A 25,158-nucleotide genomic window follows, 5' to 3' on the forward strand; every position below is an offset into this window, starting at 1 on the left:
GCCTGCCACGGGGGAAGCGGGCGATTGGGGCGCGCACCTGCAGCTTAACCACCCGCGACCGAGGGCACAACGGGGCGGCGTGGGTCAGATTTCCGACGATCGCTGAATGCGACAAGAATTCAGGATCGCCGTCGCCGTTGCGTGACGTTCCGCGGACGCTGCGCCCACCAGGCACCCCCCAGGGCACTGCTGAACCGATCCGTCATGCCGGTCCGCTTCCGGCTGCATCGCCTGTCGTGGAAGTGTCGGGGCGGGACGACCCGCCGGACAGCGGGCGGCGCGGCAACCAGCCGAAGAACCGGTCCCGCAACGACGTCGCCCCGGCGACGTGCAGGTCCTCGGCGGCGGCGGCGAGACAGGCGCCCAGGTAGACGCTGAGCATCGCCCGATCCACGCCGTACTCGGCGAGCAACTGTTCGCGTCTGGGCGCACATGGCCATTCGGCGGCGCAGGTGCGACACGTCCATTCGGGGGTCACCGGAGCGTGCGCGCCCGCCCAACCCGCAGCGGCTCCGTTCGCCGCCGTCGTGACTCCCGAGCGATCCGTAACACCCGTCATCGCGCTCCTTTCCGCCTCCACCGGTGGCGGCGGGCGCGCCCGCCCACCGCCGGGCCGAACATGCCCATGCGCACCTACAGCGTCCGGGGACGCTGCGCCGTTACGTCGTTGCGGTACGTTGACCAACCATGGCCGCCGCGACCTGCCCCAGGCATCGCATCACCCGGATGCATCCATCGTCGCCGGTCGCTGCTGCCGTCACCACTGACCGAAAGCACGACCCTGGAGCCGCGGGTGCGTGACCTGCTCCCGCCTGCCGTCGCGGTGGCCGTGGCGGGTCCGGACGACTGGTCCGGACAGTTGCACCCGGCCGAGGCGACCTGCCTCGGGGACCGCGCGGTGGACAGCCGCCGCCGCGACTTCACCGCCGGGCGGGTGTGTGCCCGCCGGGCGATGGCCGCTCTCGGTCTGCCGCCGGTGGCCGTACCGGCCGCCGCCGACCGTTCACCCGTCTGGCCGGCGGGCCTGGTCGGCACCATCACCCACACCCGCGGCTACTGCGCCGCGGCCGTCGCGCGCAGCGACGAGATCCGCGCGGTCGGCATGGACGCCGAGCAGAACCGCGAACTCGGTCCGGGCGTACGCCGACTGATCTGCCTGCCCGAGGAGGACGAGCAGGTCGAGCGGCTGCCGCCGGGCATCTGCTGGCCCGCGGTGTTCTTCAGCGCGAAGGAGACCGTCTACAAGGTGTGGCATCCGGTCGTCGGCAGCTGGCTGGACTTCCACGACGCACTTGTGCACCTCGATCCCGATGCCGGGACCTTCACCGCGCGGATCTCACCCACCCGGGTCACCGACGCGGCGACAGCCCGGCCACCCGCCCTGATCAACGGACGCTTCGCGGTCGACGGCGCGCTCGTCCGCACCGCCGCCGTACTCACCCCGGGCTAACAAACGACACCGACCGGAAGCGGTCGGCGGCGCGGGACGGTGCCCGGGCTGCGGAAGCGCCCGGGCACCGGCCGACGTCAGAGCCGGGCGAGGATCTTCCTCATGGTGTCGATCTCGGCCTGCTGCGTGGTGACGATGCGCTGCGCCAACGCCTTGGCGTCCGGGTTGGCGCCCTGAGCCGTCTCCTGCTCGGCCATCGTGACGGCCCCCTCGTGATGAACGATCATCATGGTCAGGAACTGTCGATCGAACTCGGCACCGGAGGCTGCCGCAAGCCGGGTCATGTCGGCCTCGGACATCATGCCCGGCATCCCGTGGTCCATCTCGGGCATGCCGTGGTCGCCGCCGCCAGCCATCGGCATCGGCGCGCCCCAGGAGCTGAGCCAGGTCTTCAGTTGGGTGATCTCGGGCGCCTGAGCGTCCTTGATCTGCCTGGCGAGTTGCCGCACCTCCGGATCGGACGCGCGGGTGGTGGCCAGGTCGGACATCTCGATTGCCTGCTCGTGGTGCGGGATCATCATCTGCGCGAACATCACGTCGGCCGCGTTGCTGGTGGCGGCATTTCCGCTGATCGCGCTGGCCGACGGGTTACCTGGCATGTTGTGGCCAGCGCCGACCGAATGGTCGGCACCGCAACCGGCAAGACCGATCGCCACGGTGAGGCTCACGCCGACCCAGACGGCACGGCGTGGACAGAAACGGTTCATGTTTGACAGGGCCTTTCCAGATTCGGTGGACAGAAGCGAGTCGGTGCGGCCACCCAATCCGGGTGCCCGCGTGTCGCTCCTATATCCGCAGCACCGACGCCGAGGCCGTGGTCAGACCGATCATGGGAAACGCTGGCGGGGCGCGGCCGCCCCGAGCCCGGGTGAGTTGCCGATCCGGCGTCCTCACGCTGCGCGTACGTCGAAGATGACGGGCGGCGAACACGGTGGCGAGTGCCAGGCCGGTGGCGACGGCCAGACAGACCGCCCAGCCTGAGGGGTGGCCATGCCCCGGCTCCTCCGTGATCTGGGCGGCCGGTGCCACACAGCGCTCGTCGTGGCAGCCGTCGTCCACGTCAGCTGACGAGATCGGTCCGGCATGGCCGCCGTGGCCGGCCAGACCGAGGACAGGATCGTGCCCCAGGCTGTGCATCGCGGCGAACCCGGACAGGGTGCAGGCCAGCAGCACGAACCGGAGCCATCGCCCGGTGGTGACCGCTTCGCCTCGCACCCGACCACGGTATCGCGGGGCAGACCACACGGGACCGCGATACCGTCCCGGCGGCTACCCGGTGGAGCTGATCTGACGGGTGATCGACGCGTCGGTGATCTCGGCGTCCTTGGTCAGCAGGATCGCCTTGCTGAGGATGACCGTGAGCAAACCGTCACCCTCGAACGGCAGGAACTGCTGCTCTCCGGTCCGGCCCGCGCCCCGGTCCGGCACGATGCAGAGGTACTCGTCGTTCGGGCTCATCAGGATGTTGCCCGAACCCAGGTGGATCCGGTACGTACGCAGGTCACCGTCGACCACCAGGAAGCGGCCGTCGATGCGGGCCCGCTGGCCCACTGCCAGTCGAGGCAGCAGCCGGACCAGCAACTCCCGTCGGGTCTCGGCGGTAGCGGACAACTCCCCGAAGCTGTACGACGACCAGTAGTCCCGGAACCGGCCCTGCGGGCCGCCGTCCGACCAGGTCGGATCGTTGCCGACGCTGGCCACCCCGACGAAGAGGTCGACGTCCCGCATGATCTCACTGAAGACCAGCGGCGGGATCCGGTCCAGCGGCAACGGATCCCCCGGCCGGGCGTCCGTCCACCGCGCTGCGGAGTAGCCGCCTCCGGAGGCGTGCGACCAGTTCTGCGCGGCGGCGATCGGGTAGAAACGCACCTGGTCGGTGACCAGTCGGAGGTAGGACCCGCTGTCGGTGGTGTCGGTGTCCCACTCGTCGCCGATCCCCTCCACCCAGTACTCGGCGCGCAGCCCCCAACCGGGCAGCTCCCGGAAGGTCGGCGGATAGGAGTCGTCGACCATCAACCGCAACCGGTCCGTCCAGCCCCGGGCCGCGGCCAGGGCATGGAACTGGTGCTGACGCAGGATGTGCCCGGCGAACCGGTTCGAGTACGTGCTGGTGGTCTCCTCGGCCGGCGTGAGCAGGTAGACCTCCCGATGTGCCTGCTTGAACGGCTGGACGATGCGGTGCCGCGCCAACCACTCGCGCCAACCGACCACCTCCGGCACCGGCCGGCCGATCGGGTGCCAGATCCGCACCTCGGCGTCGTCGCCGGCGACCACCGCGGTGCCGTCCACGGTGCGCAGCGCGCCGTCGGCCCAACCGCAGGGCACCCCGTCGACCAGCCACAGCAACCGGCGGGCCAGCGTGCCGACCAGCGGGTGATCCAGGTAGCGCTGCCGCCACTGGGCCAAGCTCCAGGTGCGCTGCGCCAGGAAGAGCCGGTCCAGCCGGGCCACCTGGGCGGCGAGCATGCCGCTGATCTCCTTGGCCAGACCCTTCAGGTCGGCCAACTCCGCCGCGTGCTCCCGGCGTACCGATGCCGGTGGGCTCTTCACCCGCCGGCCGGCCTCGGTGTACCAGGTCAGCGTGACACCTGCGGACACGATCGACAGCTCGGCCCGGCAGCCGCCGAGCGGTACCTCGTGCCGCCCCACCCCGGTCAGGCCGTAGTCCGGGACGGCCAGTTCCTCGATCTCGTCCCGGCTGATGCCGAGGGCGGCGGCACGAGCGTCGAGCGCCTTGTCGATCTCCTTGCGGGTGCCCTTGAAGGTGACCCGGGCCGACAGCCGCGCGAGTTGCGCCAGCGCCGGCTCGCCGTCGAGCCGCCCGAGCACCCCGACCGCCGCGTTGGCCACCTTGGGGCAGGCCGGTCCGACGCCGGGTAGTCGACGCAGCATCGCCTCGACCAGGCCGCCGATCCGGCGTACCTGATCCGGTGTCGGTCCGGTCCGCTCGACCAGCCAGAGCAGGCCACGCAGCAGGTCGGCGTTCACCGAGCTCGGCGGCGCGTGCGGGGCGCGGGAGGCGCTGGCCAACCACCTGTCGACGAGCTGCCCCGCCTCGCGCGGGTCCACCTCGGCGAGCAGTCGGGCCGCCTCGGCCGACCAGCCGGCGCTCGGGCGGGGCATGGTGGCGGTGCTGGCGTGGCCGACCAACTGCCGCCACGCCGGGTCGAGGGTGGGCAGCTCGGTGAGGATCTGCCGGGCCCAGGGGTCGCCCGGGTCGAGCCGTGGCCCGGCCACCTCGGCAATGAACTGCCGCAACCGTTGGCTCTCGTCGGACCGGTCGACGAGGGCGTCCATCAGGTCGGCCGGAATCGGGCCGGTGGCGGCCAGGCCACGGGCCACCGTCTCCAGGGCGGTCGGTGACAACGCGTACGGTTCGTCGACGGCGAACGCGGCGAGCTGCTGGAGCTGGTCCGGTGCCAGCTCGGTGGGCAACCGGCGGGACAGCTGACCGATCAGATCGCGCGGCGGCCAGGCGCGGACCCGGTCCTGCCGCACGAGAGCGCCCATGGCCAGCACGAGACACGTCACGTCCGGACGGGACAGTGCGCGCAGTGCGGTGCGTACCTCAGGGTTGTCGCGGCAGAGCCGGGCGTGCGTGTGCAGGTGAGCTGCCAACTTGTCCAGGTCGTTCGCGGCGACCAGCTCGCGGGCCCGGTCGGCGTACCAGACGGTTTCGGTGGTGGTGGTCATCAGCCACCGACCAGCGGGACGAGCTTGAGGAAGGTGACCTCGGTGTCGCGCCGCAGGTCGACCTCGTCGTCCAGCTCCTCGACCTGGCGGTCACCGACCAGCACCACGAAACCGTTGCTGCGGAACGCCTGCTCGGCGAGGGCGATCTGTCGCTGCGGGTCTACCCGGCGCCGGGGCCGTTCGCCCGGGTCACCGTTGAGTGCCCGCTCGGTCGAGGTCGGCTGCACCAGCGACCGGCGTGGCCGCGGGCTGGCCGCGTTGTGCTCGGCGACCTCCTGGTGGATCCGCCGGCGGATCAGCTCACGAAGCGTCAACCGCTCCTCGAAGATCTGCAAGGCCCACGCGGGAGTCCGGGCCCCCGCGGTGCTCTCGTCCACAAAGGTCACCGTCGCCATGTCGGGGGAGTCTAGGTACGCCCTCCGACAGTCCGGCCCGAGTCGGTCGCGGCGGTCTACTCCAGGGCGAAGGTGGCCGACGCGCGGGCGGCCGCGTCCGGCACCGGCTCCAGGTAGAGCAGGCCGTCCCGGTGACGGACGTACTGGCCGGGGAAGTTGACCGACTCCAGGGACACCTTCGTCGGGTCGGCGAGCCCGGAGCGGCGGGTGAAGGTGGCGTCCTGCCGGAAGAGGTTCGAGCCGTCGTTGCGTTCCACCCAGATCTGGTGGTTGCGGTGCCGCAGGAAGTAGCCGGGGTAGTTCGTCGACTCCAGCGAGATCGCCGCGGAGTTCGACAGGCCGGCGACGATCCGGAACTGCGAGTCGGCCAGGTTCGTCACGTTCGGCTCCAGCCGGACCCGGAACTCCCAGTGCCGCAGGTAGCGATCGGGCAGGTCGTGGGCGCGCAGCCGGACCGGAGTCAGGCCGTCCGGCACCGGTACGCCGAAGTTCGGAGTGCCGTCGGCGTTCCAGTAGACCCGCTGGATCCGGGTCCGCCGGTTCGGGTCGTTGAGCGGGTCGTAGCCGTTGCCGAGGTACCGCTCGTAGTTGCGGGAGTGGTAGACGATCACGTCGCTGCCGTCCTCGGCGACGGTGAACGAGTTGTGCCCCGGGCCGTACTGGCCGGTCCGGCTGTCGCTGGCCAGCACCGGTGTGCTGCGCTTGCTCCAGGACGCCGGGTTCAGCAGGTCGCTGTTCGCCGAGGCGGTGAGCAGCCCGACGGCGTAACTGGCGTCGGTGGCGCTCGCCGAGTAGGTCATGAAGACCCGGCCGTTGCGGATCAGCACCGCCGGTCCCTCGTTCACCCGGTAACCCCGGGTCTCCCAGGCGTACGTCGGGGTGGCGATCAGGGTCGGGGTGCCCGCGTACGTCCAGGGGTTGACCGCTCGGGCGAGGTAGATGTTCGAGTTGTTGCCGGCGTACTCCGCCCAGGCCAGGTAGCGCTGGCCGTGGTGCACGAAGGTGGTGGCGTCGAGGGAGAAGCTGCCGCGCGCCGGCTGGAGTTGGCCACGCTCCAGCCACGGACCGTCGAGCGGGTTCGCGGCGCCGCTCTCCAGCACGTACGGCCGGATGGCCCAGATGTCGTCGGTGCGGCCGGCGGCGAAGTACACGTACCACCGGCCGTCGATGAAGTGGATCTCCGGGGCCCAGATGTGCGCGCCCATCTCGCCGCTGCCGTGCCGGCGCCAGATCACCCGCTCGGCCGCGGTGGCGAGCCCCTGGAGGGTGGTGGCGCGGCGCAGCACGATCCGGTCGTACTCGGGCACCGTGGCGGTGAAGTAGTAGTAGCCGTCGGTGTGCCGGTAGATGTGCGGGTCGGCGCGCTGCTCGGCCAACGGGTTGGTGAACGTGACGGCGGCGGCCCGCGCCGGAGCGGCCGGCCCCACCAGGGAGCTGATCGCCCCCATCACCAGGGCGGCGGTCACCGCTGCCCAGCTGCGGTACGTGAGCTTCCGACGCGCCATCGCCCTCGCCCTCCCGCCACCGCGAGCCGGTCGTCCGGGACGGGCACGGTCCCCGTCCGACCGTGCCCGCCGTGCCCGCTACCTCATTGATAGCGTTAACATTTATCCCCGTCAAGACGTGGACACATATCCGAATCCGGGCCGTAACACCACGACGGCCGGTGATCCAAGGGCGGACGTTCTCCCCCGGTCGAGCCACCCAGTTCCCCCTGCCGGGGGAGTGCGCACCTCGACGGGTTCACGAGACTGTCGTCGATGAAAGGACGACCATGGCCGAACCTGTGAATTCCCGTCCGGACCGGCCGATCCGCGTCGCCGTCGTCGGCGCGACATCCGACCTAGGGCGGCCCGGGTGACCAGGATGCGACGGTCGACCCTGCCGCTGCCGGTGCCGTCGGAATGGTTCCGCTTCACCGCCGTGACCGAGCGGCTCACCCTGATCGAGGAACCGCACGTCCGTGGCCTGCTACGGGCGAACCTCTGGCATCTACGCGGCCGCCGGCGGGACCTGCTTGTCGACTGTGGACTCGGTGTCACCGCGCTGGTGCCGCTGTTGCGGGAGCGCTTCGGCCGGGAACCGGTGCTGGTCCTCACCCACGCGCATCTTGACCACATGGGATCGGCCCACGAGTTCGGTGAGGTGTGGGCCCATCCGCTCGAACACGTCGACGACCCCGCTCCGGGCTCGTTGCACGGGCCGACGTTGGCCGCCGACCTGGGCCTGGCCGAAACTCTGCCACCGGCGCTGCTGAACGCACGTCCGCACGGCGGCTACGACATCGGAACCTACCGGGTACGACCCGCGACGCCCACCCGGTCGCTGGCCGATGGCGACATCCTGGAGGTGGACGACATCCGCCTCGTCGTACTGCACCTGCCCGGTCACAGTCCCGGCAGCATCGCTCTTTTCGACGAGCACGACGGCACGCTGTTCAGCGGCGACGTCATCTACGACGACGTCCTGCTCGACTCCCTGCCGGGCAGCGACCGAGGCCGGTACGCGCACTCCCTCCGGCGGCTCCGCGACCTTCCGGTGCGGCTGACACGTCCCGGGCACGAAGGCAGCTTCGGAAAGGACCGCCTGCACCACCTCATCGACGACTACCTCCGTGACGAGGGCGGCGGCCGGCGCTGACCCGGCCTGCGTGCTCCGCCACGGCCGCACCGGCCACCTGCCTGTGACGCCGGTCATCCTTGTCAGATCTCATCGCGCTTGCTCGACCTGTCCCTCGGGCGGTCAGTACGCGCCCGGGCAAAGGAAAAAGCATGTTCACCGCATACGTCGCTGTCACCGTCGTCGCCGCAGTTGTCACCGGCAGCGCGGCCGTGACCTATCTGATCGGCCACGACTACCCCAGGGCGCAGCTCGACATGAAGCGGCTGCCGCGCACGTGGGGACCACGGCTCGGCCTCGTGCTGGCAGCGGGTTCGGTGGGGTTGCTGGTCGGGTTCGCCGTGCCGCCGCTCGGCACACTGAGCGCCGCCGGCCTCGTGCTGTACTTCGTCGGCGCGATCACCGCCCACCTGCGGGTGGGCTCACGCCAGCTCGTCGGGCCAGCCGTGTTCCTCGCCGTCTGCGTGGCCGCCCTGTGGCTGAGCCTGAGTCGGTAGTCAGCTGAGGCTGGACAGGCCGGACCCGCTTCGTGACGGAGTCGCCGACGCAGCGATCATGCGAGTAGTGTTTCCGCTGCTCAACGGTGTTACTGGTGGAGCTGAGGGGATTTGAACCCCTGACCCCCTCGATGCGAACGAGGTGCGCTACCGGTCTGCGCCACAGCCCCTCCGCCGACCAACCGGCGTCGGTCCCACCCGGCTTTCACCGGGCGGGCCGGCGACAAGGCTAACAGGTCGCCCACTCCCGCCGCGAACCACCCCGCCCACCCGACCGGGCCGGGTGGGCGAGATCCGCGCAGTTTCCCCGATAGTGCGGTCTTCGGCCGGCCCGAGCCAGCACTTTCCCCGAACCTGTCGCCTCGCCGCCGAGGGGCGCGAGCGAAGGGTAGGGGTCAGGCGCTGTTTGAGCCGGGGCCGGCCTCGTAGGGGCGGCCACGCAGGCCGCCGGCACGGCGGTAGGAGACCGAGCCGCCGTTGGCTGCCTGCGGCAGGTCGGCCGGGCGGTCCAGGCCCATCGCACTGCGCCGGACGGACTCCCGCTGGGCTGCCAGGCGGCGCTGCGCCTCCCGGCGGGCCGCCGCCCGGCGGGCCTGCTCCCGGCGTACCTCGGCCTGGCGGGCGGCCAGCCACGCCGCCTCGCGAGCCAGGGCCCGGCGACGACGGCGGTCGGCCACCGCGCGGGCGCGCAGGTGTACGACGTACACGATCAGCAGGGTGGCGGTGACCGCGAAGCTGATCCAGAATCCGGGGCCCACCACCAGCACGCCGACCAGCTCGACGGCGTTGAGCAGTACCAGCGCGGCCAGAACCCGGCGACGGCGGTAGATGGCGGGGGTGTGGTGGCGCCGGCGGTCGGGGCGACGGCGGGGACGGTTCCCGCCCGCCGGCACGGCGCGCAGCCGGCTGGGCCTTCCGGAACGTCGCGGTAGTGCCCGTCCGGCGGCCGCACCGCGCGCTGCCGCATCGCCGGAGGAGGCGTCACCTGGCTGACCGGCGGCACGCGAGCGCGGTACCCGACCGGGTGCCTCGCCCGAGCGCGGCGGGGCGGGAACCGCACGCCGCAGGGCGGGCGGACCGGAGACCGGGGTGGCGAGTTCCCCCGAGTCGGGATCTTCGCTGAGAGTGATGACCAGGGCGCGGGACGGGTTGACCGGCCGTCGCCCGGGGACAGTGCGGCGACGTCGGCGGCGCTGGAGCACCCGCGCCGTCGACTGCGCCCGCTCCGCCACCAGCCGCTCGGCGGCGTCGTACCGGCGGACCAGCGCCGGCGCGAGGGCGAGCAGCCCGGCGGCGGCGAGGACGGCGAGGAGCACCGAGGTCGGCACCCTCACCCCTCCCGTCACCAGATTCGGAGCAAGCGCCAGCCGGCCGCAGGATCTTCCACCGATCGGCGTCGGCGACGTGAATCGTGCGGAGCGGGCAGCGCCTGCCGCAGCTTGCAGTTACCTGAGGTTACGGGTCACCGTCGCGGGAACCGCCGCGCCGCGCCGATCCCGCACGTGGGACGGCTCACGGGGTACGGGCGCGCAGCCGGTGCCAGCGGGCCAGCAGGCCGCCCTCGGCGGCGATCTCCTCGCTGGTCATCGCGTAGCCGATGTGGTCGCGCCAGGCACCGTCGATGTGCATGTAGCGCGGGTGGTACGCCTCCTCGCGGAAGCCCAACTTCTCCACCACCCGACGGGACGGCCGGTTCTCCGGGCGGATGTTGACCTCGATCCGGTGCAGACCGCCGGGGCCGAAGGCGTGGTCGACGGCCAGGGCCAGCGCGGTGGGGATGACGCCTTGGCCGGCCACCCGCCGGTCCACCCAGTAGCCGACGTATCCGGAGCAGAAGGCCCGGCGCACGATGTTGCCCACGTTGATGTGACCGACCAGCCGCTCCACACCGTCGGAGCGCAGACAGACCGCGAACGGCATCCCCTCGCCGGTGCGGGCCGAGCGGCGCTGGTCGCGGTAGACCCAGCGGAACGTGGCCGGGGAGTTCAGGTCGTCCCAGTCACCGGGTAGCGATGACTCCCAGGGGGCCAGCCATTCCCGGTTGGCTCGGCGCACCTGCGACCAGGCCGCCGCGTCCGACCGCCGGTACGGCCGCAGGAGTACCGGGCCGTCGGAGAGCACCGCCGGCCAGCCAGGCGCCCGTCGGAACACCGAACCTCCACTCCCGAGCGTCACCGGTGGGTCACCGGCGGCGGTCCAGCAGCAACACGTCGACGGTGGAGCCGGCGGCCGCGGCGGTCACCCGCTCGCCGAGAACGAGAAGTCCGTTCGCCTCTGCCAGGCCGGAGAGCGTGAACGGGCCGCCGTTGAGCGGCTGGACAGTGTAACCCCCGCCCCGCCGCTCGGCGACGTGTGCGGGCCGGAACTCGCGCAGCCCGGCCGGCGAGGCGACGGTCTCCAGCAGGTGCGCCCGTACGCTGGGCCGGAACACCGGCTCCGCGCCGGCCAGCAGATTGATCGCCGGCCGGGCCAGCACCTCGAAGCCGATCATCGCGGCCCCCGGGTCGCCGGGCAGACACACCACCGGGACCTCCTCGGCACCGACTGTGCCGAAGCCGAGGGCGGTGCCCGGGTAGAGCGCCACGTCCGTGAAGGTGACCGGACCCGCGCGGCTGCCCTCTCGACGGGACAGGATCCGGCGGACCATGTCGCCCGGCCCGGTGCCGGTGCCACCGGTCGTGATGATCAGATCAGCCCGCAGGGTCTGGTCCTCCAGCAGCCCGCGCAGCCCCTCCGGATCGTCGTCACAGATACCCACCCGGTAGGCCAACGCCCCCACCTCCGCCGCCGCGGCGGTCAGGGCGTGCGAGTTGGCGTCCACCACCTGACCCGGCTGGCTGCCCCGCCCCACGTCGACGAGTTCGTCGCCGGTGGCCACGATCACCACCCGGGGGCTCGGACGCACCACCACATGGCCGATGCCGGTCGCGGCGAGCACCGCCACCAGCGCCGGCGAGACGTAGGTGCCGGAACGGGCGAGCAGTGCGCCGCCGGTCACCTCCTCGCCCGTCCGCCGGACCCCGTACCCCCGTTTCGGGACCCGGAAGATCTCCACCGCCGCCATGCCCTGGTCGGTCCACTCCACCGGCACGACCACGTCGGCACCGATCGGCAGTGGTGCGCCGGCCGCCACCGAGAAACACGACCCCGGTGTGAGTCGGACCGGCCGCCAGCTTGCCGCGCCGAGATCACCGACGACGTTGAGCCGTACGGTGCGACCACCCGGCCGACCCGACTGGACCGGGACGTATCCCACGCCCCGGCCCCCACCGGCGATGTCCTCCCAGCGCGCGGCGTACCCGTCCACGGCCGCCTGGTCGAAGGCCGGGAAGGAGTGCGGAGCGACGACATCCTCGGCGAGGACGTTGCCGTACGCCTGGGTGAGGTCGAGGTCGAGCGGAGGCAGCGCGCGTAACCTGCGCAGCACGCTGCCCAGGTAGTCGGCGAGCGGCGTCAACCCGTTTTCGGCCGCCTCGGCGTCGGCCGTCGCGGTCATGTATTCGGACCGCCCGACGCGTCGGAGTTGACGAACTCGGCCAGCCACTTGCGGAACTCGCTCCCGAGGTCCTCGCGGTCGGCCGCGATCTGGACCACGGTCTGCAGGTAGCCAAGCGGCATGCCGGTGTCGTAGCGGGTGCCGCGGTAGACGATCGCGTGCACCGGTGTGCCCTCGGTACGCAGGATCTCCATCGCGTCGGTCAGCTGAATCTCCCCGCCGCTGCCGGGCTCCGTCCGGCGGATGGCGTCGAAGATCTTGCCGGGCAGCACGTACCGGCCGAGCACGGCGAGGTTGCTCGGCGCGTCCTCCGGCTTCGGCTTCTCCACCATGCCGGTCACCCTCACGACCTCGCCGATGTCGGTCAGCTCGGACTCGGCCGGCTCGACGGAGGCGATCCCGTACCGCTTCGTCTCCGCCGGGTCGACCTCGAAGAAGGCGAGCACCACCCCGCCCGTACGGGCCTGGAGTTCCAGCATCGCGGGCAGCAACGGCTCGCTGAGGTTGACGAATTCGTCGCCGAGCAACACCGCGAAGGGCTCGTCGCCGACGTGCGACTCGGCGTACCCGACGGCGTGCCCGAGACCCAACTGCTCCGGCTGCCGACAGGTGTAGATGGACGCCAGTTCCTCGGTCCGCTTGACGGCGGCGAGCAGGTCGGGCTTCTCCGCGAGCCGTTCCTCCAGGTCAGGGCGACGGTCGAAATGGTCCACCATCGACGTCTTGCCGCGGCCGGTGATCAGCAGCACGTCGCCGATGCCGGCCTGGGCGGCTTCCTCGACGATGTACTGCAGCACCGGCCGGTCGACCACCGGCAACAGTTCCTTGGGAACGGCCTTGGTGGCCGGTAGGAACCGGGTGGCCAGTCCGGCGGCCGGGATGACGGCCTTGACGGCACGGGGACGGCCGGTGGCGGCGGTCGCTGAGGGGTTCGCTGAGTGCTCCGACATGTCGCGAGACTATCGGCCACGGCCCTGACTCGGCGGGTGAGGACCGGAAGACGCGCCGCCCGCCGGACCGGTTCTGCCGGTTGCCGGTGGTGTCCCGGTCGGGTCGGCGGACCGCCGCTGGTCAGCCCGCCCGGACCGGGGCGACGGGCCGACCGACGGGGGTCGAAGCCCGGCGGGTCGAAGCCCGGCGGGTCGAAGCCCGGCGGGTCGAAGCCCGGCGGGTCGAAGCCCGGCGGGTCGAAGCCCGGCGGGTCGGAGTCCGGCGGGTCGATGCCGGTGCCGGCCCGTCAGGGTCCGGCCGACGGGTCGCCGGTGGTGTTCGGCGCGTCGGGTCCGGCCCTGGGCAGTCCGTCGGCGGGGCTGCGGGCGACCGCCGGCACCGGTACCTCACGGGTCGGCGACGGCTCCCGGGCCGGCGCCAGGCGCCAGGTGTCCCGGCTGGCGGTCTTCGCGGCGTACAACGCCTCGTCCGCCGCCGCCAGCACCTGCGGGCCGGTGTCGGCGTGGTCGGGAAAGACGGCGATGCCGACGGAGACGGTCACCGGGATCAGCTCGCGGACACCGGCGTGCCCCACCACCGTCACCGGGGTTTCGCGAACGGCCGCGCCGAGCCGCTCGGCGACGGTTGCCGCGCCACGGGCGTCGGTCTCCGGTAGCAGCACCACGAACTCCTCGCCACCCCGCCGGAAGGCCAGGTCCACCTCGCGGATCTCGCCGCGTACCCGCCGGGCGAACTCGGCCAGCACGGTGTCCCCGGCCGCGTGCCCGTAGGTGTCGTTGACCCGCTTGAAGCGGTCCAGGTCGAGGGCGAGGACGCTGACCATGCGGCCGAACCGGCTGGCCCGTTCCACCTCCCGGCGCAGCGACTCGCGCAGGTACCGGTAGTTCCACAGCCCGGTCAGCGGGTCGGTGAGCGACAGTCGTTGCGCCTCCTCGTGCACGCGCACGTTGTCCACGGCGACCGCCGCGTGCCGGGCGAAGGTGCGCAGGGTGGCCAGGTCGTCGTCGTCGAACTCGTCGCCACCGAGGCGGTCGTAGAGCGCCAGCACGCCCAACACCACCTCCGACGGTCGCGCCGGGGCGGCGGCCGCCGAGCCCCCGCCCGGGGCGTCGCCGCCGGTCGGGTCGGGCGCGGCGAACGGCACCGCGATGTACGTCCGGCAGCGCGGCTCGTCCGGGTCGACACTGGCCGCTTCGGCCCGACCCCGACGGGGCTGACCGGTCGCCGCGACCGCGCCGACCACCCCGCTGCCCAGCGGCACCCGCAGTGGCGCGGTGCCGGGACCGCGCTCGTCGAGCCCCTCGCTGCACCGGGCGACGAGTTGCTCACCCTGCTCGGTGAGGAGTACGGCTCCCGCGCGGGCCCCGGTCGCGGCGAGCGCGCTGTGCAGGATCACCCGCAGGATCCGGGGCAGGTCGTGGGTACTGGCCAGGGTGTCACCGAGCACCGCGAGGTGCCCGCGCAACTGGTCCCGGCTGCTGGTCAGCGCCGCCAGGTAACCGCCCGTCTCGCGGGTCATCCGATTGAAGGCGACGGCCAGCCGGCCGATCTCGTCGCGGCTGCGTACCGGCACCCGGGCGGTGAGATCGCCGGTGGCGACCCGGTCCGCCGCACCGGCCAGTTCCACGAGTGGCCGGGTGGTGACCCGGGCCAGCCGCCAGGCGGCTGCCACGCCCAGCAGGGCGGCCGTCAGCACCACGGCGACCAGCACCGCGTGCAGCCCGGGTGGCTGGTCACTGGGTACGGAGAGCACCAGGGGCAGCGGCTGGCCGACGGTCGGACCGGCGCGACGTACGTACCGGCCGTCGGTGGTGCCGGCGACGTGCTCGTCGCGCAACGAGGCCGCGGCGGCGAGCACCGCGTCCCGACCGTTGCCGGATTCCGTGGTGTGGGCCACCTGAACCGGCGCGGCTCCGTCGAGCAGGGTCACCGCCACCCCGGTCACCGCGGCGAGCCGCGCGACGAAGGCCGGGTCGACCGGCTGGGCGGCGGCCACCGTACCCAGCGACGCGCCGGCGGCGTCGCGTAGCTGCACCCGCGCCACCAGGGCGTTGACCCCTCCGCCGGGCGCACTCTGCGCGGTGCAGTCCCGCCAGGGTGCCGGGGGCGGGTCCGGCGTGGCGTAGCCGACCCGACCGGTCACGTCGGTGACGAGCACCGCGGTGGCCAGGCCCCGGCTGACCACCTGCGCGGCCGCCGCGGCGTGGTCAGCGGTGACGGCGACCGCGTCGGCTGCGGCGCGTAGCTGCTGGCAGAGGGCGTCGACCGAGGTACGTACGGCCGTGGCGGCCACCGCCAGCCGTTCGGTCGCACGACTGCGGTCGACCGCCGCTACGGTGGACGCGACGAAGACGGCACCGAGCAGGACCGGGCCGAACGCCACCGCCAGGAAGGCTGCGGTCAACCGCCCGCGTAGCGTCAACGCTTCCCCTTCCCCCCGGAAGTTGCGCGACCGTTGCCTGCGATGCTGACACAGAGCAACGGGTAGGCAAGCGTTGCGTGAGGAGTGTTGCGTGCCGGAATTTGCGGAAGGAGCGGAAGTGACGCATGACGCGAAGCAGGCCGCCCGGATCGAGTTGCTCGCCCGACGCCGCGCCCGCACCGACGCTGAGCGCGCCGCCGCCGCAGCACGCCTTCAGGACGAACTGGCGTCCCTGGTCAGCCGGCTGCGACCGGGCCGGACAGCCGCGTACGCCCCGGTCGGTGGCGAGCCGGGCGGGTCGGAGCTGCCGACGGTGCTCGCCGAGGCGCTGCCCGCCGGGGCGGACCTGTTGCTGCCGGTGCTGCGTGACGACCTCGACCTGGACTGGGCCGCCTGGGACGGGCCGCAGGCGATGGTCGCCGCCGGGCGGGGCATCCGCGAGCCGACCGGCCCCCGGCTGGGGGTCACCGCCGTGGCCACCGCCGACCTGGTGGTGGTGCCCGCCCTGGCCGTGGACCGACGAGGGATCCGCCTGGGTCGCGGCGGCGGGTCGTACGACCGCGCCCTGGCGCGGGTACCGGCAACCGCCCTCACGGTGGTGCCGCTGTACGACGGTGAACTGCTTTCCGAGGTGCCGGCCGAACCACACGACCTGCCGGTACGGGCGGTGGTCACGCCGACCGGCGGCCTGCTGACCCTCGCGGGTGTCGTGCCCCACACTTCCGCTGGACGAACCGGGGGGCGATGACGCACCATTGGCACTCGAATACGTCGAGTGCCAATTCGGCCGTGCCAGATCCGGAGGGGAACGTGCCCACGTACCAGTACGCCTGCACCGCGTGCGGTCACCAGCTCGAGGCGGTGCAGTCCTTCTCTGACGAGCCGCTGACCGACTGCCCGGCGTGCGAGGGACGACTGCGCAAGCTGTTCAACTCGGTCGGCATCGTCTTCAAGGGCTCGGGCTTCTACCGCACCGACTCCCGCTCCTCCGGCTCGGACACCACGTCGAACGGTTCCGGTGCCAAGTCGGAGTCCTCGTCGTCCGGCGCCAGCTCCGGCGGCTCCTCGAACTCCTCGTCGACCGGCTCCGCCTCGTCCGGCTCCGGCTCGTCCGGCTCCGGCTCGTCGGGCTCCGGCAACGGGTCGTCCGGTGGTTCGTCGGGAGGATCCTCCGGTGGAGCGAGCAAGGCGACGGCCACGGCCAGCCCTTCCTGACCGTCGGTGCGCCCCGGCTGCGGTGCTGACCGACAGGCTGCGGCGCTGACCGGCAAGCTGGGGTCGCCGGCAAGCTGCGGCGCTGACCGGCAGGCGCTGGGTTGGCCGGCAGGCTGCGGCGCTGACCGGCAAGCTGGGGTGACCGGCAAGCTGCGGCGCCGGCCGGCAAGGCCACCCTGTCAAGGAGCACCGCTGCCGGGTAGTACAGCTGCTGGCAGGCGGGCCCGACGCAGCAGGGGCGCCGGCGGGCACGGTGACGGGCGCCTGCCGGGCTCAGTCCCAGTGTGGCGGGCGCTCGGCGAGCAGCCAGTCGTCGTTGCCGCCGGCCGGCTCGCCCCACCCGTGGTCGGTGTCGTCCGCGGTCTGCTCCGGCAGCACCACCAAGTCGTCGGTCAACTCGACCGCGCGATCGTCCTCACCCCGCCAATCGCTCACGAACGACAACATTAACCCTCTGCCCCACGCAGTCGACGCAGCACCTTCGGGGATAGTGCGGCCTCCGTCTCGTGAGACCCAGCACTATCCCCGAAGGTGCTCGTATCAACCGCCACAGGCGCGGCCTGGCGGAGCGGCGACGAGGTGGTTGGTAGCGTCGGACAGCGTGACGATGCCCCCATCCGGTCCGGATCCGGACGACGCCTGGCGCCGGCCCGACTCTGGCGACGGGCGCTCCGCCGGCCCTCCCGCGGAGCGCGTTCCGGCGACGGCCGATGCGAGTCACCGCCCAGACCCGTCGGTACCCGTCCCTGTTCCAGACGGGAGTCACTCCCCGCCCCCGAGCGACACCCCGCCCCCGAGCGACATCCCGCCCCCGAGCGACATCCAGGGCCCGAACGGCGACCCCGGCCCGAGCGGCGGCCCAGGCCCGAACGACATCCCAGGCACTAGTTCCCGGAGTGTCGCCTCCGGTGGGGCGGGCGGCTACAGCGGCCCGCCACCCACCACCGCTCCGCCGCCCGGTTGGCGTCCCCCGGTGCACCTGCAGGCAGCACCGCCCCGCCAGCTGCCGGCTCAGGACATGGCCAGCCTGGACGCGCAGGAGCAGCGGGCGCAGCGGGTAACCTGGGCCGTCGGCGCGGTCGCCGGAGCCGTGCTGGTGGTGCTGACCTGTCTGCTCTGCACCCGGCTGCTGTTCTGAGCGGGCACCCGGGCGCGGCGGTGGGTGTATCCGCTCGGGACGGCCGTGGCCGGCCTACTCGTAGGTGGTGCCCCAGACCATCTCGGCACCCGAGTGGCCGCTGAGCCAGACGTAGACGAGGGCCGCGACGCCCAGCCCCAGCACCACGACCGACAACACCGCCGGCACCCAGCCGGGCAGCTTCGGCACCCGGGGATGGCCGCTCGTGGCGACCAGCAACAGGATTACCGCCAGACCGAGCCCCAGCGTGACGCGGAACAGCACGTCGCCGTGTGCCGCATGCTCGTTGATCTTGTCGAGGATCTCGCCCGAGAAGCCCCGCGCGATCTGCCGGGCCTGCAGCGCCTCACCGGACTCCGTGGCGACCCACGCGGTGATCGGCGCGACCACCGCCAGGACCGCCACCGCCCAGTCCAGTCGGGCGCGGAACCGGGGCAGCACGATGTACGCGAGGGCGAGCAGCACCAGCAGCGGCACGAACACGACGACGGCGTGCACGACCAGTACGTGCAGGGGCAGGCCCAGCGCCTTCTCGAACATCGGCACCTCCGAGGATGATCGTGGATGTCAGCGTACGGGCCCGTGCTTGATCCGCCCAACGCCCTGTTGCTCCACACGCAGACCCGACCGCACGGGTTCACCTCGGTTCGCGTGGCACCCTTGACGGGTGGAAACCGTCGACGTCGGCCTGTTCGGTCCCGCCTCGGTCACCTGGAAGCTGCACCAGGAGCCGATCCTGTTCGTCGCCGGCCTGCGCTCGCTCTACCTCCAGGCGCTGCACCCACGGGCCATGGCCGGGGTGGCGCAGAACAGCAACTACCGCCAGGACGCCTGGGGGCGTCTGATCCGCACCGCCGACTACGTGGGCACCACCGTCTACGGCACCACCGATGAGGCGGAGCGGGCCGGCCGGCGGCTGCGTCGGCTGCACGCCCGGATGACCGCGGTCGACCCCGGCACCGGCGAACGGTTCCGGATCGACGAACCGGACCTGCTCCGCTGGGTCCACGTCACCGAGGTGGAGTCGTTCCTCGACACCGCGCGGCGGGCCGGCGTGCCGCTGGACGCGGACGAGGTGGACCGCTACTACACCGAGCAGCGACGGACCGCCGCCCTCGTCGGGCTGGCGCCCGAGACCGTGCCCGGGACCGCCGCCGAGGTGGCCGACTACTACCGGCGGGTCCGGCCAGAGCTGCGGATGACCCGGGAGGCCGCCGAGACCGCCCTGTTCCTGACCGCGCCACCCCTGCCCTGGAAGCTCAGCCTGCCGGCCCGGATCGGGCTGAATCTCGGCCCGCCCCGGTGGGCGTACCTGGGCATCGCCGGCACCGCGCTCGCCCTGCTGCCGCCGTGGGCCCGACGGCTGTACGGCGGACTGGGCCTGTCGACCACCGCGCTGTCGGCCGACGTGACGGTACGCGCGCTGCGGCTCGCGCTCACCGCCCTGCCCCGCGACTGGCGGGAGGGCCCCATGCAGCGCGCCGCCAAGGAACGCGCGGCGCGTCTCACCGCCGCTTCCTCCATCACCTGACACCCGGCGAGAGGTCGGTCGCGGATCAGTCCTCCGTCGTCGGCGCGGCGAAGCGTTCCACGGCCGCCCACGGCTCCTTGCCCGGCAGGGCGGCACCCGTGGGGCAGGTGCGCCGGTGGTCGCACCAGGCGCAGCGCGGGCCGGGGGCGGTCGGGAAGACGTCGTCCGGATCAGCGCCGTCGGCGACCGACCGCTCGGCGGCCATGATGTCGCGGGCGGTCTCCTCCGCGCGGGTCACCTGCCGGGCCAGCGACTCGACACTGTGCTCGTGCGCGGCGACCGTGCCGCTCGGCAGATGGTGCAACTCGACCCGGCGGCACGGCCGGCGGAACACCCGCTCGGCCGCGTACGCGTACAGCGCCAGCGCCTGCGAACCGCGCGCGTCGTCGCCGTCCAACCCGGAGCGGCCGGTCTTGTAGTCGACGATGACCAACTCGGGGCCCTGCGGGCCGGGCCGCGAGTCGATCCGGTCGGCACGGCCGTTGAAGGCCAGCACCCCGGTCTTCACCGCCACCACCCGCTCCACCCCGATCGGCTCGTCGGCCGGGTCCAGCCCGGCGACGTACGCCTCCAGCCAGCCGAGGGCCCGCCGGTAGGACTCGCGCTCCTGCTCGTCGTCGCGGTAACCCTCGCGTACCCAGGTGCTCTTGAGCAGGGTCGGCAGCACCTCCGGGCGGCGGCGGTCGGCGGGCAGCGCGTACCAGTTCTTCAGGGCGGTGTGCACGCTGGCGCCGAGCGAGTTGTGCGCCCAGGGCGGGCCCTTCGGCGGCGCCGGGCGATCGACGTAGGAGTAGCGGTAACGCCGTGGACAGTCGGCGTAGGCACCCAGGCGGCTCGGGGTGCAGACGAACAGTCGCTCCGGCATGCCCTCGAAGCCGAGTTGCTCGGGCTGCGCGTCGCGGGGCCGGGGCGGGCGGCCACCGGCGGCGGGTCGTCCGGCTGGAGAGGCTCGTCGCACCACCTGATCCTGCCATCCACCCCCGACAGACCGGGCGACCCGGTCAGCCGGCCGCGTTGTACTGGGCCACGAACGCCGCGATCGCGTCCGCGATGAGCTGTACGGCGATCGCCGCCAGCAGCAGGCCGGCGATCCGGGTGAGCACCTCGATGCCGCCGGGGCGTAGCACCTTCACGATGCCGCCGGAGAACCGCAGCACGATCCAGACGGTGAGCATCACCGCGACGATGGCGGCGGCGATCGCGGCGAAGTCGGCGGGTCCGTCGCCCTGCTGGACGAAGAGCATCGTCGCCACGATCGCGCCGGGTCCGGCCAGCAGCGGCGTGCCCAGCGGCACCAGGGCGATGTTGGCGGTGGCCTGCTTGGTCGGGTCGTCGGTCTTGCCGGTCAGCAGTTCCAGCGCGACCAGGATCAGCAGCAACCCACCGGCCGCCTGCAAGGCGGGCAGGTCGACGTGCAGGTAGGCCAGCAGCGTCTGTCCTGCCACCGCGAAGATCACGATCACGCCCAGCGCCAACGCGACCGCCTGCCAGGCGGCCCGGTTGCGCTCCCGCGCGGACAGCGGGCCGGTCAACGCCAGAAAGATCGGCATCATGCCGGGCGGGTCGACGATCACCAGCAGGGTCACGAAGACCTCGCCGAAGAGCTTGAGATCCACCCGGTCACCGTAGCCGTGCCGGTCGGCGTCGAAACCCAGGTCAGCCCGAAGCGACCTCGGTCACTCCGGAGGATGCCGCGACGATCCGCTCGTACGCGTCGACACCGGTGGTGAAGGCACCGAGCCGTACCGCCTTGTGACTGCCGTGAAAGTCCGAGGAGCCGGTCACCAGCAGACCCAGCTCGGCCGCGAGACCGCGCACGTGGGCCCGCTCGCGGGGCGAATGGTCCTCGTGGTCGGCCTCCAGCCCGACCAGTCCCGCCGTGGCCAACTCGGCGATCAGCTCGTCCGGCACGATCCGGCCGCGCCGGCTGGCCCGGGGATGGGCGAACACCGGCACGCCGCCGGCCGCCCGGATCAGCCGGACCGCCCGGAACACGTCGATGTCCTCCTTGGGCAGCCGGTACCGCTGCCCAAGCCAGTCCGGCCCGAACGCCTCGGTGGTGGTGGCAACGAGCCCGGCCCGGATGAGCGCTTGAGCGATGTGCGGCCGGCCCACCGTCCCGCCGCCGGCCAGAGCCAGGATCTCCGGCCAGTGCACGTCGACGCCGTCGGCACGCAACAGGTCCACCGTGCGTTCGCCCCGGGCCAACCGCGCCGCCCGCACCCTGGTCAGCTCGGCGACCAGCTCCGGATCCGTCGGGTCGAAGAGGTACGCCAGCAGGTGCAGCGGCACCGGCGGCTGTTCACCGTCCCACCGGCAGGAAAGCTCCGCGCCACGGACCAGCCGCAGCCCGGTCGGCAGGGCTCGCAGTGCCGGTTCCCAGCCGTCGGTGGTGTCGTGGTCCGTGATCGCCACCACGTCCAGTCCGGCCGTCGCGGCGGCGCGCATCAGCTCGGCCGGGCGGAGAGTGCCGTCACTGGCCGTGGAGTGGGTGTGCAGATCGATCCGGGAGGTCATCGTCACCGGTCACCGGTCGCCCGGTCAGCCACCGCTCACCACCACCGGTAGCTCACCGGCGGGCAGGCCGGGCAGGGCGGTCGGTGCGGCGGGACGGCCGGCGACGACCCGGTCGACGGCCACCCGCACCAGGCCACCGGCGGCGTCGGCGTAGTAGGCCGTGTCGGGGGTGCGCCAGACCACGGTGCCGGTCATCGGCGGTCCCGCCGGCCGTACGGCGGTGGGCAGCTCGAAGGTGGCCAGGTCCACCAGCAGCGCCGAGTCCTCCCCCGCCGACCGCCCGTTGACCAGCAGCCAGCGCCCGTCGGGCGACACCGCACCTCGGCCGTCACCGGCCGCCTCCGGCCCACAGTCCGGCTGGCTGGGTGCCAGGTCCCGGGCCGGGTCGAGCAGGGTCAGGCAGGTGGGCAGCCCGACGCCCGGAGTGGTCCCGCCGACCAGGCGTCCGTCGGGCAGCGCGCCGAAGATGTGGGTGCTGGCTCGGTCACCGCCCAGGTCCAGCGGACCGGGTCGCAGGGTCCACAGCGCATGCCCGGGGCGGTCGGGCGCCAACCTGACCAGCACCGCCCCGTTGACGAACCGCAACGGCACCGCCTCGGCCGGTGCCTCGGCCCGTACGGTGCTGGCGAGTTCACCGTTGACGATCCCGGCGGCGGCCAGCACCGTGCCCTGCTTCCAGGCGACCTGCCGGCCGTCCGCGTCCAGGACGATCTCGTCGGCACCGGCCAGCAGCACCTGCGCGGTGCCATCCGCGGCCACCGCCCAGAGGAACCGCCCGGCCAGGGTCGGTGCCCCGACCGCCAACCAGCCACGGCCGTCGGTGAGCCGGTGTACCCGTTCCACCTCGCCGATGCCGAGCAGCGGCACCCGTCGTCCCTGCGCGGTGGCGATCGAGCCGTCGATCAGCAGGTCGACCTCGGCGATCGGGGCCGCGGTGTCCGGCCCGGGCGGTGCGGTGACGCGTTCGACGAGCGGCCGCTGATCCGGGTCGCCGATCACCACCGTTCCGCCCGCCGGCGGCCGGTTGTCGCGCAGGTGCAGGCTGCCCGCGCTGACCGCCACGACCACCAGCACGGCCGTGCTCATCCCGGCCAGGGTGCGGCGACGTTGGATCCGGTCGGCCCGGCGGATCGCCGCACCGGCCGGGTCGGCGGCGACCGCGCGCGTCACGGCCGCCCGCCGGGACAGCATCTCCCGGAGGGCGCCTTCCAGCTCGTCGGACGACACGTCCAATTGACGATCCGGGAACCGGCTCTGGTTGTCATGAGCTGCCGGTTTCCGGGTCAACGCCGCTCTCCGACCAGCGCGTCGGGCTGCGCTGCCGCCGGTCCGGGTGCCGTCGCCGGGACGTCACGTCCGTCGCCCCCGGCCGAGGCGGGCGTGCCGCGCGAGGAGATCCCGTCAGGCGAGGCCGTGGCACCGGTACCGGCGCCACGGGCCGGTACCACCCCGCCGGTGGGCGGGCGCTGGGCGGCCCGCACGGGGCGCCCGGCGGCCTCCGGTTGCGGACTACCGGGCCCGGTCCGGTCAGCCGGCTGCTCGGTCGGCTCCGGCCTGCCGGCGCGCAGGCCGAAGGGTTCCTCCGCGCCGATTCGTCGGCGCAACGTGGCCAGTGCCCGGGAGGTCTGGCTCTTCACGGTGCCCGGCGAGATCTCGAGCATCGCGGCGGTCTGTGCCTCCGACATGTCCTCGTAGAAGCGCAACACCAGCACCGCACGCTGCCGGGCGGGCAGGGCCCTCAGATGCCGCCAGAGCACGTCCCGGTCCAGCTGGCGTTCGAGCTCGTCCGCCGCGGCATGCTCGGGCAGTACCTCGGTCGGACGCTCACCGTGCCAGCGACGCCGCCACCAACTCGTCGAGGTGTTGACCATGACACGCCGGGTGTAGGGCTCGATCGCCTCGATCCCACCCAGCCGCTTCCACGCCAGGTACGTCTTGGTCAGCGCGGTCTGGAGAAGGTCCTCGGCCGTGCCCCAGTCGCCGGTGAGCAGGTACGCGGTCCGCAGCAGGGCGCCGGAGCGGGCCGCGACGAAATCGCGGAACTCCTCCTCCAGCGGGTTGCTGCTGGCCACACACCACCTCCGTGCCTGATCCTGCCGCAGCCTGCCACAGCGGGACCAGCGGGTCGAGGACGAAAGGTGCGCAATATCTCCGATGTTCGGACAAGAAGTTTCAGGCGCCGTCGTCGGCCTTCGCCTCGTCCTGCTCCTTGCCCAGCCGGGCCTCGACCGCCTGCGGCTCGTACATCTCCTCGACGACGCGCAGATAGAGTTCGTTGGGGTTGGGCAGGTTCTTGACCTCGCGCAGCGCCTGCTCCTGGCCGGCGGACTCCAGCACGAAGGTGCCGTAGTTGAGCGCCCGGCCCGCCGGCGTCTGCTCGTACTTCATGTCCGTCACCCGAACCAGGGGCATCATCGCCACCCGCCGGGTGATGATCCCGTTGACCACCATGACCCGCTTGTTGGTCAGGATGAAGCGGTCGTACCACCAGTCGGCGACCCGCCACGCCACCCAGCCCATCACCGCGAACCAGAGCAGCACCGCGATCGTGGTGAGCGCGCCGACGTCCTGACCGGCGAGGAAGCCGGAGAGGTAGCCGAGCACGAAGGTCGCGGCGACGCCGACGATGATCGGGGTGGCGAGGTGGACCCAGTGCCGCTTCCACTCGCCCCGGTACCGCTCGGTCGGGAACAGGTACCGGGCCACCAACGAGCTGGGTTCGTCCTCCAGCGGCAGCACCCGACGTGGGGTGCCACCGCTGGCATCGGCGCGCAGGCCGGCCAGCTCCTCCTCGGAGATCTCCGGGTGGAGGTAACCGGCCTCCGGATCGCGCACCCAGGCCCGCCCCGACCGGCCTTCGCCGGCGTACCCCGGGCCGTCGCCGTAGCCGACGTCGTCGGAGAAGGACGGACCGTCGGAGAGGCGAGGGCCCGCGCCGTAGCCCGGCCCGTCGTCGGGATCGATTCGAGGGATCGGCTCTGTGTCGCGTTCCCGGCGGGCCCGGTCGGGATCGTCGGGATCGAAGGGTGGGCCGGAGGGGCTTCCCATCGGAGGCTAGGCGACCAGTGAGGTGAAGAAGTCGCCGAAGCCCTGGGCGATGTCCATGATGCCGCCGCCCAGCGACTTGAACACGTCCGCGGCGGAATTTGGCCGGTAGGCGACAAAGAAGATCAAGAATGCGATTCCGGCCCAGGTGAGGACCTTCTTGACCATGGCGGGCCATCCTCTCGCGCG

Annotated in this window: 27 protein-coding genes, 1 tRNA gene and 1 pseudogene; 7 read left to right on the plus strand and 22 right to left on the minus strand. The window is 72.6% G+C overall.

What is annotated here, in order from left to right:
* Positions 1-202 precede the first annotated feature (202 nt).
* The gene (locus tag V5O40_RS14420; RefSeq protein WP_408631878.1) at positions 203-382 is read right to left on the minus strand and encodes a hypothetical protein; all 180 of its coding nucleotides are present in this window, start codon (positions 380-382) and stop codon (positions 203-205) included.
* 411 nt (positions 383-793) lie between these two features.
* On the opposite strand from V5O40_RS14420, the gene V5O40_RS14425 reads away from it, so the two are divergent.
* The gene (locus V5O40_RS14425) at positions 794-1,450 is read left to right on the plus strand and encodes a 4'-phosphopantetheinyl transferase family protein (protein WP_332905901.1); all 657 of its coding nucleotides are present in this window, start codon (positions 794-796) and stop codon (positions 1,448-1,450) included.
* Positions 1,451-1,527: 77 nt separating this feature from the next.
* Here the strand turns inward: V5O40_RS14425 and V5O40_RS14430 are convergent, their stop codons facing one another.
* From V5O40_RS14430 to V5O40_RS14450, 5 genes are all read right to left on the minus strand, one after another.
* The gene (locus V5O40_RS14430; protein WP_332905902.1) at positions 1,528-2,118 is read right to left on the minus strand and encodes a DUF305 domain-containing protein; all 591 of its coding nucleotides are present in this window, start codon (positions 2,116-2,118) and stop codon (positions 1,528-1,530) included.
* Positions 2,119-2,236: 118 nt separating this feature from the next.
* The gene (locus V5O40_RS14435) at positions 2,237-2,665 is read right to left on the minus strand and encodes a hypothetical protein (RefSeq protein ID WP_332905903.1); all 429 of its coding nucleotides are present in this window, start codon (positions 2,663-2,665) and stop codon (positions 2,237-2,239) included.
* A 54-nt stretch (positions 2,666-2,719) separates the two neighbouring features.
* Positions 2,720-5,143: a DUF4132 domain-containing protein gene (locus V5O40_RS14440; RefSeq protein WP_332905904.1), complete on the minus strand. Its 2,424-nt coding sequence runs from the start codon at positions 5,141-5,143 to the stop codon at positions 2,720-2,722.
* Positions 5,143-5,538 (minus strand): hypothetical protein, encoded by a 396-nt coding sequence (locus tag V5O40_RS14445; RefSeq protein WP_332905905.1) that lies wholly within the window; start codon positions 5,536-5,538, stop codon positions 5,143-5,145. Before V5O40_RS14445 ends, V5O40_RS14440 begins: the two co-directional genes overlap by 1 nt.
* A 56-nt stretch (positions 5,539-5,594) precedes the next feature.
* The gene (locus V5O40_RS14450; RefSeq protein ID WP_332905906.1) at positions 5,595-7,043 is read right to left on the minus strand and encodes a family 43 glycosylhydrolase; all 1,449 of its coding nucleotides are present in this window, start codon (positions 7,041-7,043) and stop codon (positions 5,595-5,597) included.
* A gap of 361 nt (positions 7,044-7,404) precedes the next feature.
* Between V5O40_RS14450 and V5O40_RS14455 the strand changes: the two genes are divergently transcribed.
* Together V5O40_RS14455 and V5O40_RS14460 are read left to right on the plus strand one after the other, a co-directional pair.
* Complete coding sequence (locus V5O40_RS14455) at positions 7,405-8,178, plus strand: MBL fold metallo-hydrolase (protein WP_332905907.1); 774 nt, start codon at positions 7,405-7,407, stop codon at positions 8,176-8,178.
* A gap of 131 nt (positions 8,179-8,309) precedes the next feature.
* Positions 8,310-8,654 (plus strand): DoxX family protein, encoded by a 345-nt coding sequence (locus V5O40_RS14460; protein WP_332905908.1) that lies wholly within the window; start codon positions 8,310-8,312, stop codon positions 8,652-8,654.
* A gap of 93 nt (positions 8,655-8,747) precedes the next feature.
* On the opposite strand, the gene V5O40_RS14465 is transcribed toward V5O40_RS14460, so the two are convergent.
* The 6 genes from V5O40_RS14465 to V5O40_RS14490 form a co-directional block, all read right to left on the minus strand.
* Positions 8,748-8,824, minus strand: a tRNA-Ala gene (locus V5O40_RS14465).
* Positions 8,825-9,049: 225 nt separating this feature from the next.
* Complete coding sequence (locus tag V5O40_RS14470) at positions 9,050-9,988, minus strand: hypothetical protein (RefSeq protein ID WP_408631879.1); 939 nt, start codon at positions 9,986-9,988, stop codon at positions 9,050-9,052.
* A 178-nt stretch (positions 9,989-10,166) separates the two neighbouring features.
* Positions 10,167-10,775: a GNAT family N-acetyltransferase gene (locus V5O40_RS14475; protein ID WP_332905968.1), complete on the minus strand. Its 609-nt coding sequence runs from the start codon at positions 10,773-10,775 to the stop codon at positions 10,167-10,169.
* Between the two features lie 61 nt (positions 10,776-10,836).
* Complete coding sequence (locus V5O40_RS14480) at positions 10,837-12,150, minus strand: molybdopterin molybdotransferase MoeA (RefSeq protein ID WP_164446207.1); 1,314 nt, start codon at positions 12,148-12,150, stop codon at positions 10,837-10,839.
* The gene (locus V5O40_RS14485) at positions 12,147-13,100 is read right to left on the minus strand and encodes a UTP--glucose-1-phosphate uridylyltransferase (protein WP_269739924.1); all 954 of its coding nucleotides are present in this window, start codon (positions 13,098-13,100) and stop codon (positions 12,147-12,149) included. Before V5O40_RS14485 ends, V5O40_RS14480 begins: the two co-directional genes overlap by 4 nt.
* A gap of 287 nt (positions 13,101-13,387) precedes the next feature.
* Positions 13,388-15,523 (minus strand): GGDEF domain-containing protein, encoded by a 2,136-nt coding sequence (locus V5O40_RS14490; RefSeq protein WP_332905910.1) that lies wholly within the window; start codon positions 15,521-15,523, stop codon positions 13,388-13,390.
* Between the two features lie 118 nt (positions 15,524-15,641).
* On the opposite strand from V5O40_RS14490, the gene V5O40_RS14495 reads away from it, so the two are divergent.
* Together V5O40_RS14495 and V5O40_RS14500 are read left to right on the plus strand one after the other, a co-directional pair.
* A complete protein-coding gene (locus V5O40_RS14495) occupies positions 15,642-16,271 on the plus strand; it encodes a 5-formyltetrahydrofolate cyclo-ligase (protein WP_332905911.1) in 630 nt (209 codons plus the stop codon).
* Positions 16,268-16,426: pseudogene (locus V5O40_RS14500) on the plus strand (FmdB family zinc ribbon protein); the annotation flags it as partial. The gene V5O40_RS14495 and the pseudogene V5O40_RS14500, both read left to right, overlap by 4 nt.
* A 62-nt stretch (positions 16,427-16,488) precedes the next feature.
* Here the strand turns inward: V5O40_RS14500 and V5O40_RS14505 are convergent.
* On the minus strand, positions 16,489-16,722 hold the full coding sequence (locus V5O40_RS14505) for a hypothetical protein (protein WP_332905974.1): 234 nt from the start codon (positions 16,720-16,722) through the stop codon (positions 16,489-16,491).
* Positions 16,723-17,011: 289 nt separating this feature from the next.
* Complete coding sequence (locus V5O40_RS14510; RefSeq protein ID WP_332905912.1) at positions 17,012-17,173, minus strand: hypothetical protein; 162 nt, start codon at positions 17,171-17,173, stop codon at positions 17,012-17,014.
* A 538-nt stretch (positions 17,174-17,711) separates the two neighbouring features.
* Here V5O40_RS14510 and V5O40_RS14515 point away from each other — a divergent pair.
* Positions 17,712-17,876, plus strand: coding sequence for a hypothetical protein (locus V5O40_RS14515; RefSeq protein ID WP_332905913.1), 165 nt, complete (start codon positions 17,712-17,714; stop codon positions 17,874-17,876).
* Between the two features lie 54 nt (positions 17,877-17,930).
* Here V5O40_RS14515 and V5O40_RS14520 read toward each other — a convergent pair whose 3' ends face one another.
* The gene (locus tag V5O40_RS14520; protein ID WP_332905969.1) at positions 17,931-18,416 is read right to left on the minus strand and encodes a DUF2231 domain-containing protein; all 486 of its coding nucleotides are present in this window, start codon (positions 18,414-18,416) and stop codon (positions 17,931-17,933) included.
* Between the two features lie 127 nt (positions 18,417-18,543).
* On the opposite strand from V5O40_RS14520, the gene V5O40_RS14525 reads away from it, so the two are divergent.
* Positions 18,544-19,407, plus strand: coding sequence for an oxygenase MpaB family protein (locus tag V5O40_RS14525; RefSeq protein ID WP_332905914.1), 864 nt, complete (start codon positions 18,544-18,546; stop codon positions 19,405-19,407).
* A 25-nt stretch (positions 19,408-19,432) separates the two neighbouring features.
* Here V5O40_RS14525 and V5O40_RS14530 read toward each other — a convergent pair whose 3' ends face one another.
* From V5O40_RS14530 to V5O40_RS14560, 7 genes are all read right to left on the minus strand, one after another.
* Entirely contained in the window at positions 19,433-20,272 is an 840-nt protein-coding gene (locus V5O40_RS14530) for a RecB family exonuclease (RefSeq protein ID WP_408631881.1), read from the minus strand.
* Between the two features lie 136 nt (positions 20,273-20,408).
* Positions 20,409-21,023 (minus strand): MarC family protein, encoded by a 615-nt coding sequence (locus V5O40_RS14535; RefSeq protein WP_332905916.1) that lies wholly within the window; start codon positions 21,021-21,023, stop codon positions 20,409-20,411.
* 40 nt (positions 21,024-21,063) lie between these two features.
* Positions 21,064-21,924, minus strand: coding sequence for a PHP domain-containing protein (locus tag V5O40_RS14540; protein ID WP_332905970.1), 861 nt, complete (start codon positions 21,922-21,924; stop codon positions 21,064-21,066).
* Between the two features lie 24 nt (positions 21,925-21,948).
* On the minus strand, positions 21,949-23,151 hold the full coding sequence (locus V5O40_RS14545; protein ID WP_332905917.1) for a hypothetical protein: 1,203 nt from the start codon (positions 23,149-23,151) through the stop codon (positions 21,949-21,951).
* Between the two features lie 56 nt (positions 23,152-23,207).
* Positions 23,208-23,996: a SigE family RNA polymerase sigma factor gene (locus tag V5O40_RS14550; RefSeq protein WP_332905918.1), complete on the minus strand. Its 789-nt coding sequence runs from the start codon at positions 23,994-23,996 to the stop codon at positions 23,208-23,210.
* A 100-nt stretch (positions 23,997-24,096) separates the two neighbouring features.
* Positions 24,097-24,972 (minus strand): PH domain-containing protein, encoded by an 876-nt coding sequence (locus tag V5O40_RS14555; RefSeq protein WP_269739936.1) that lies wholly within the window; start codon positions 24,970-24,972, stop codon positions 24,097-24,099.
* Between the two features lie 6 nt (positions 24,973-24,978).
* Positions 24,979-25,137, minus strand: a complete 159-nt coding sequence (locus V5O40_RS14560; protein ID WP_007455302.1) for a hypothetical protein — start codon at positions 25,135-25,137, stop codon at positions 24,979-24,981.
* Positions 25,138-25,158: the final 21 nt, after the last annotated feature.

Source organism: Micromonospora palythoicola (assembly GCF_036689795.1).
GTDB lineage: Bacteria > Actinomycetota > Actinomycetes > Mycobacteriales > Micromonosporaceae > Micromonospora > Micromonospora palythoicola.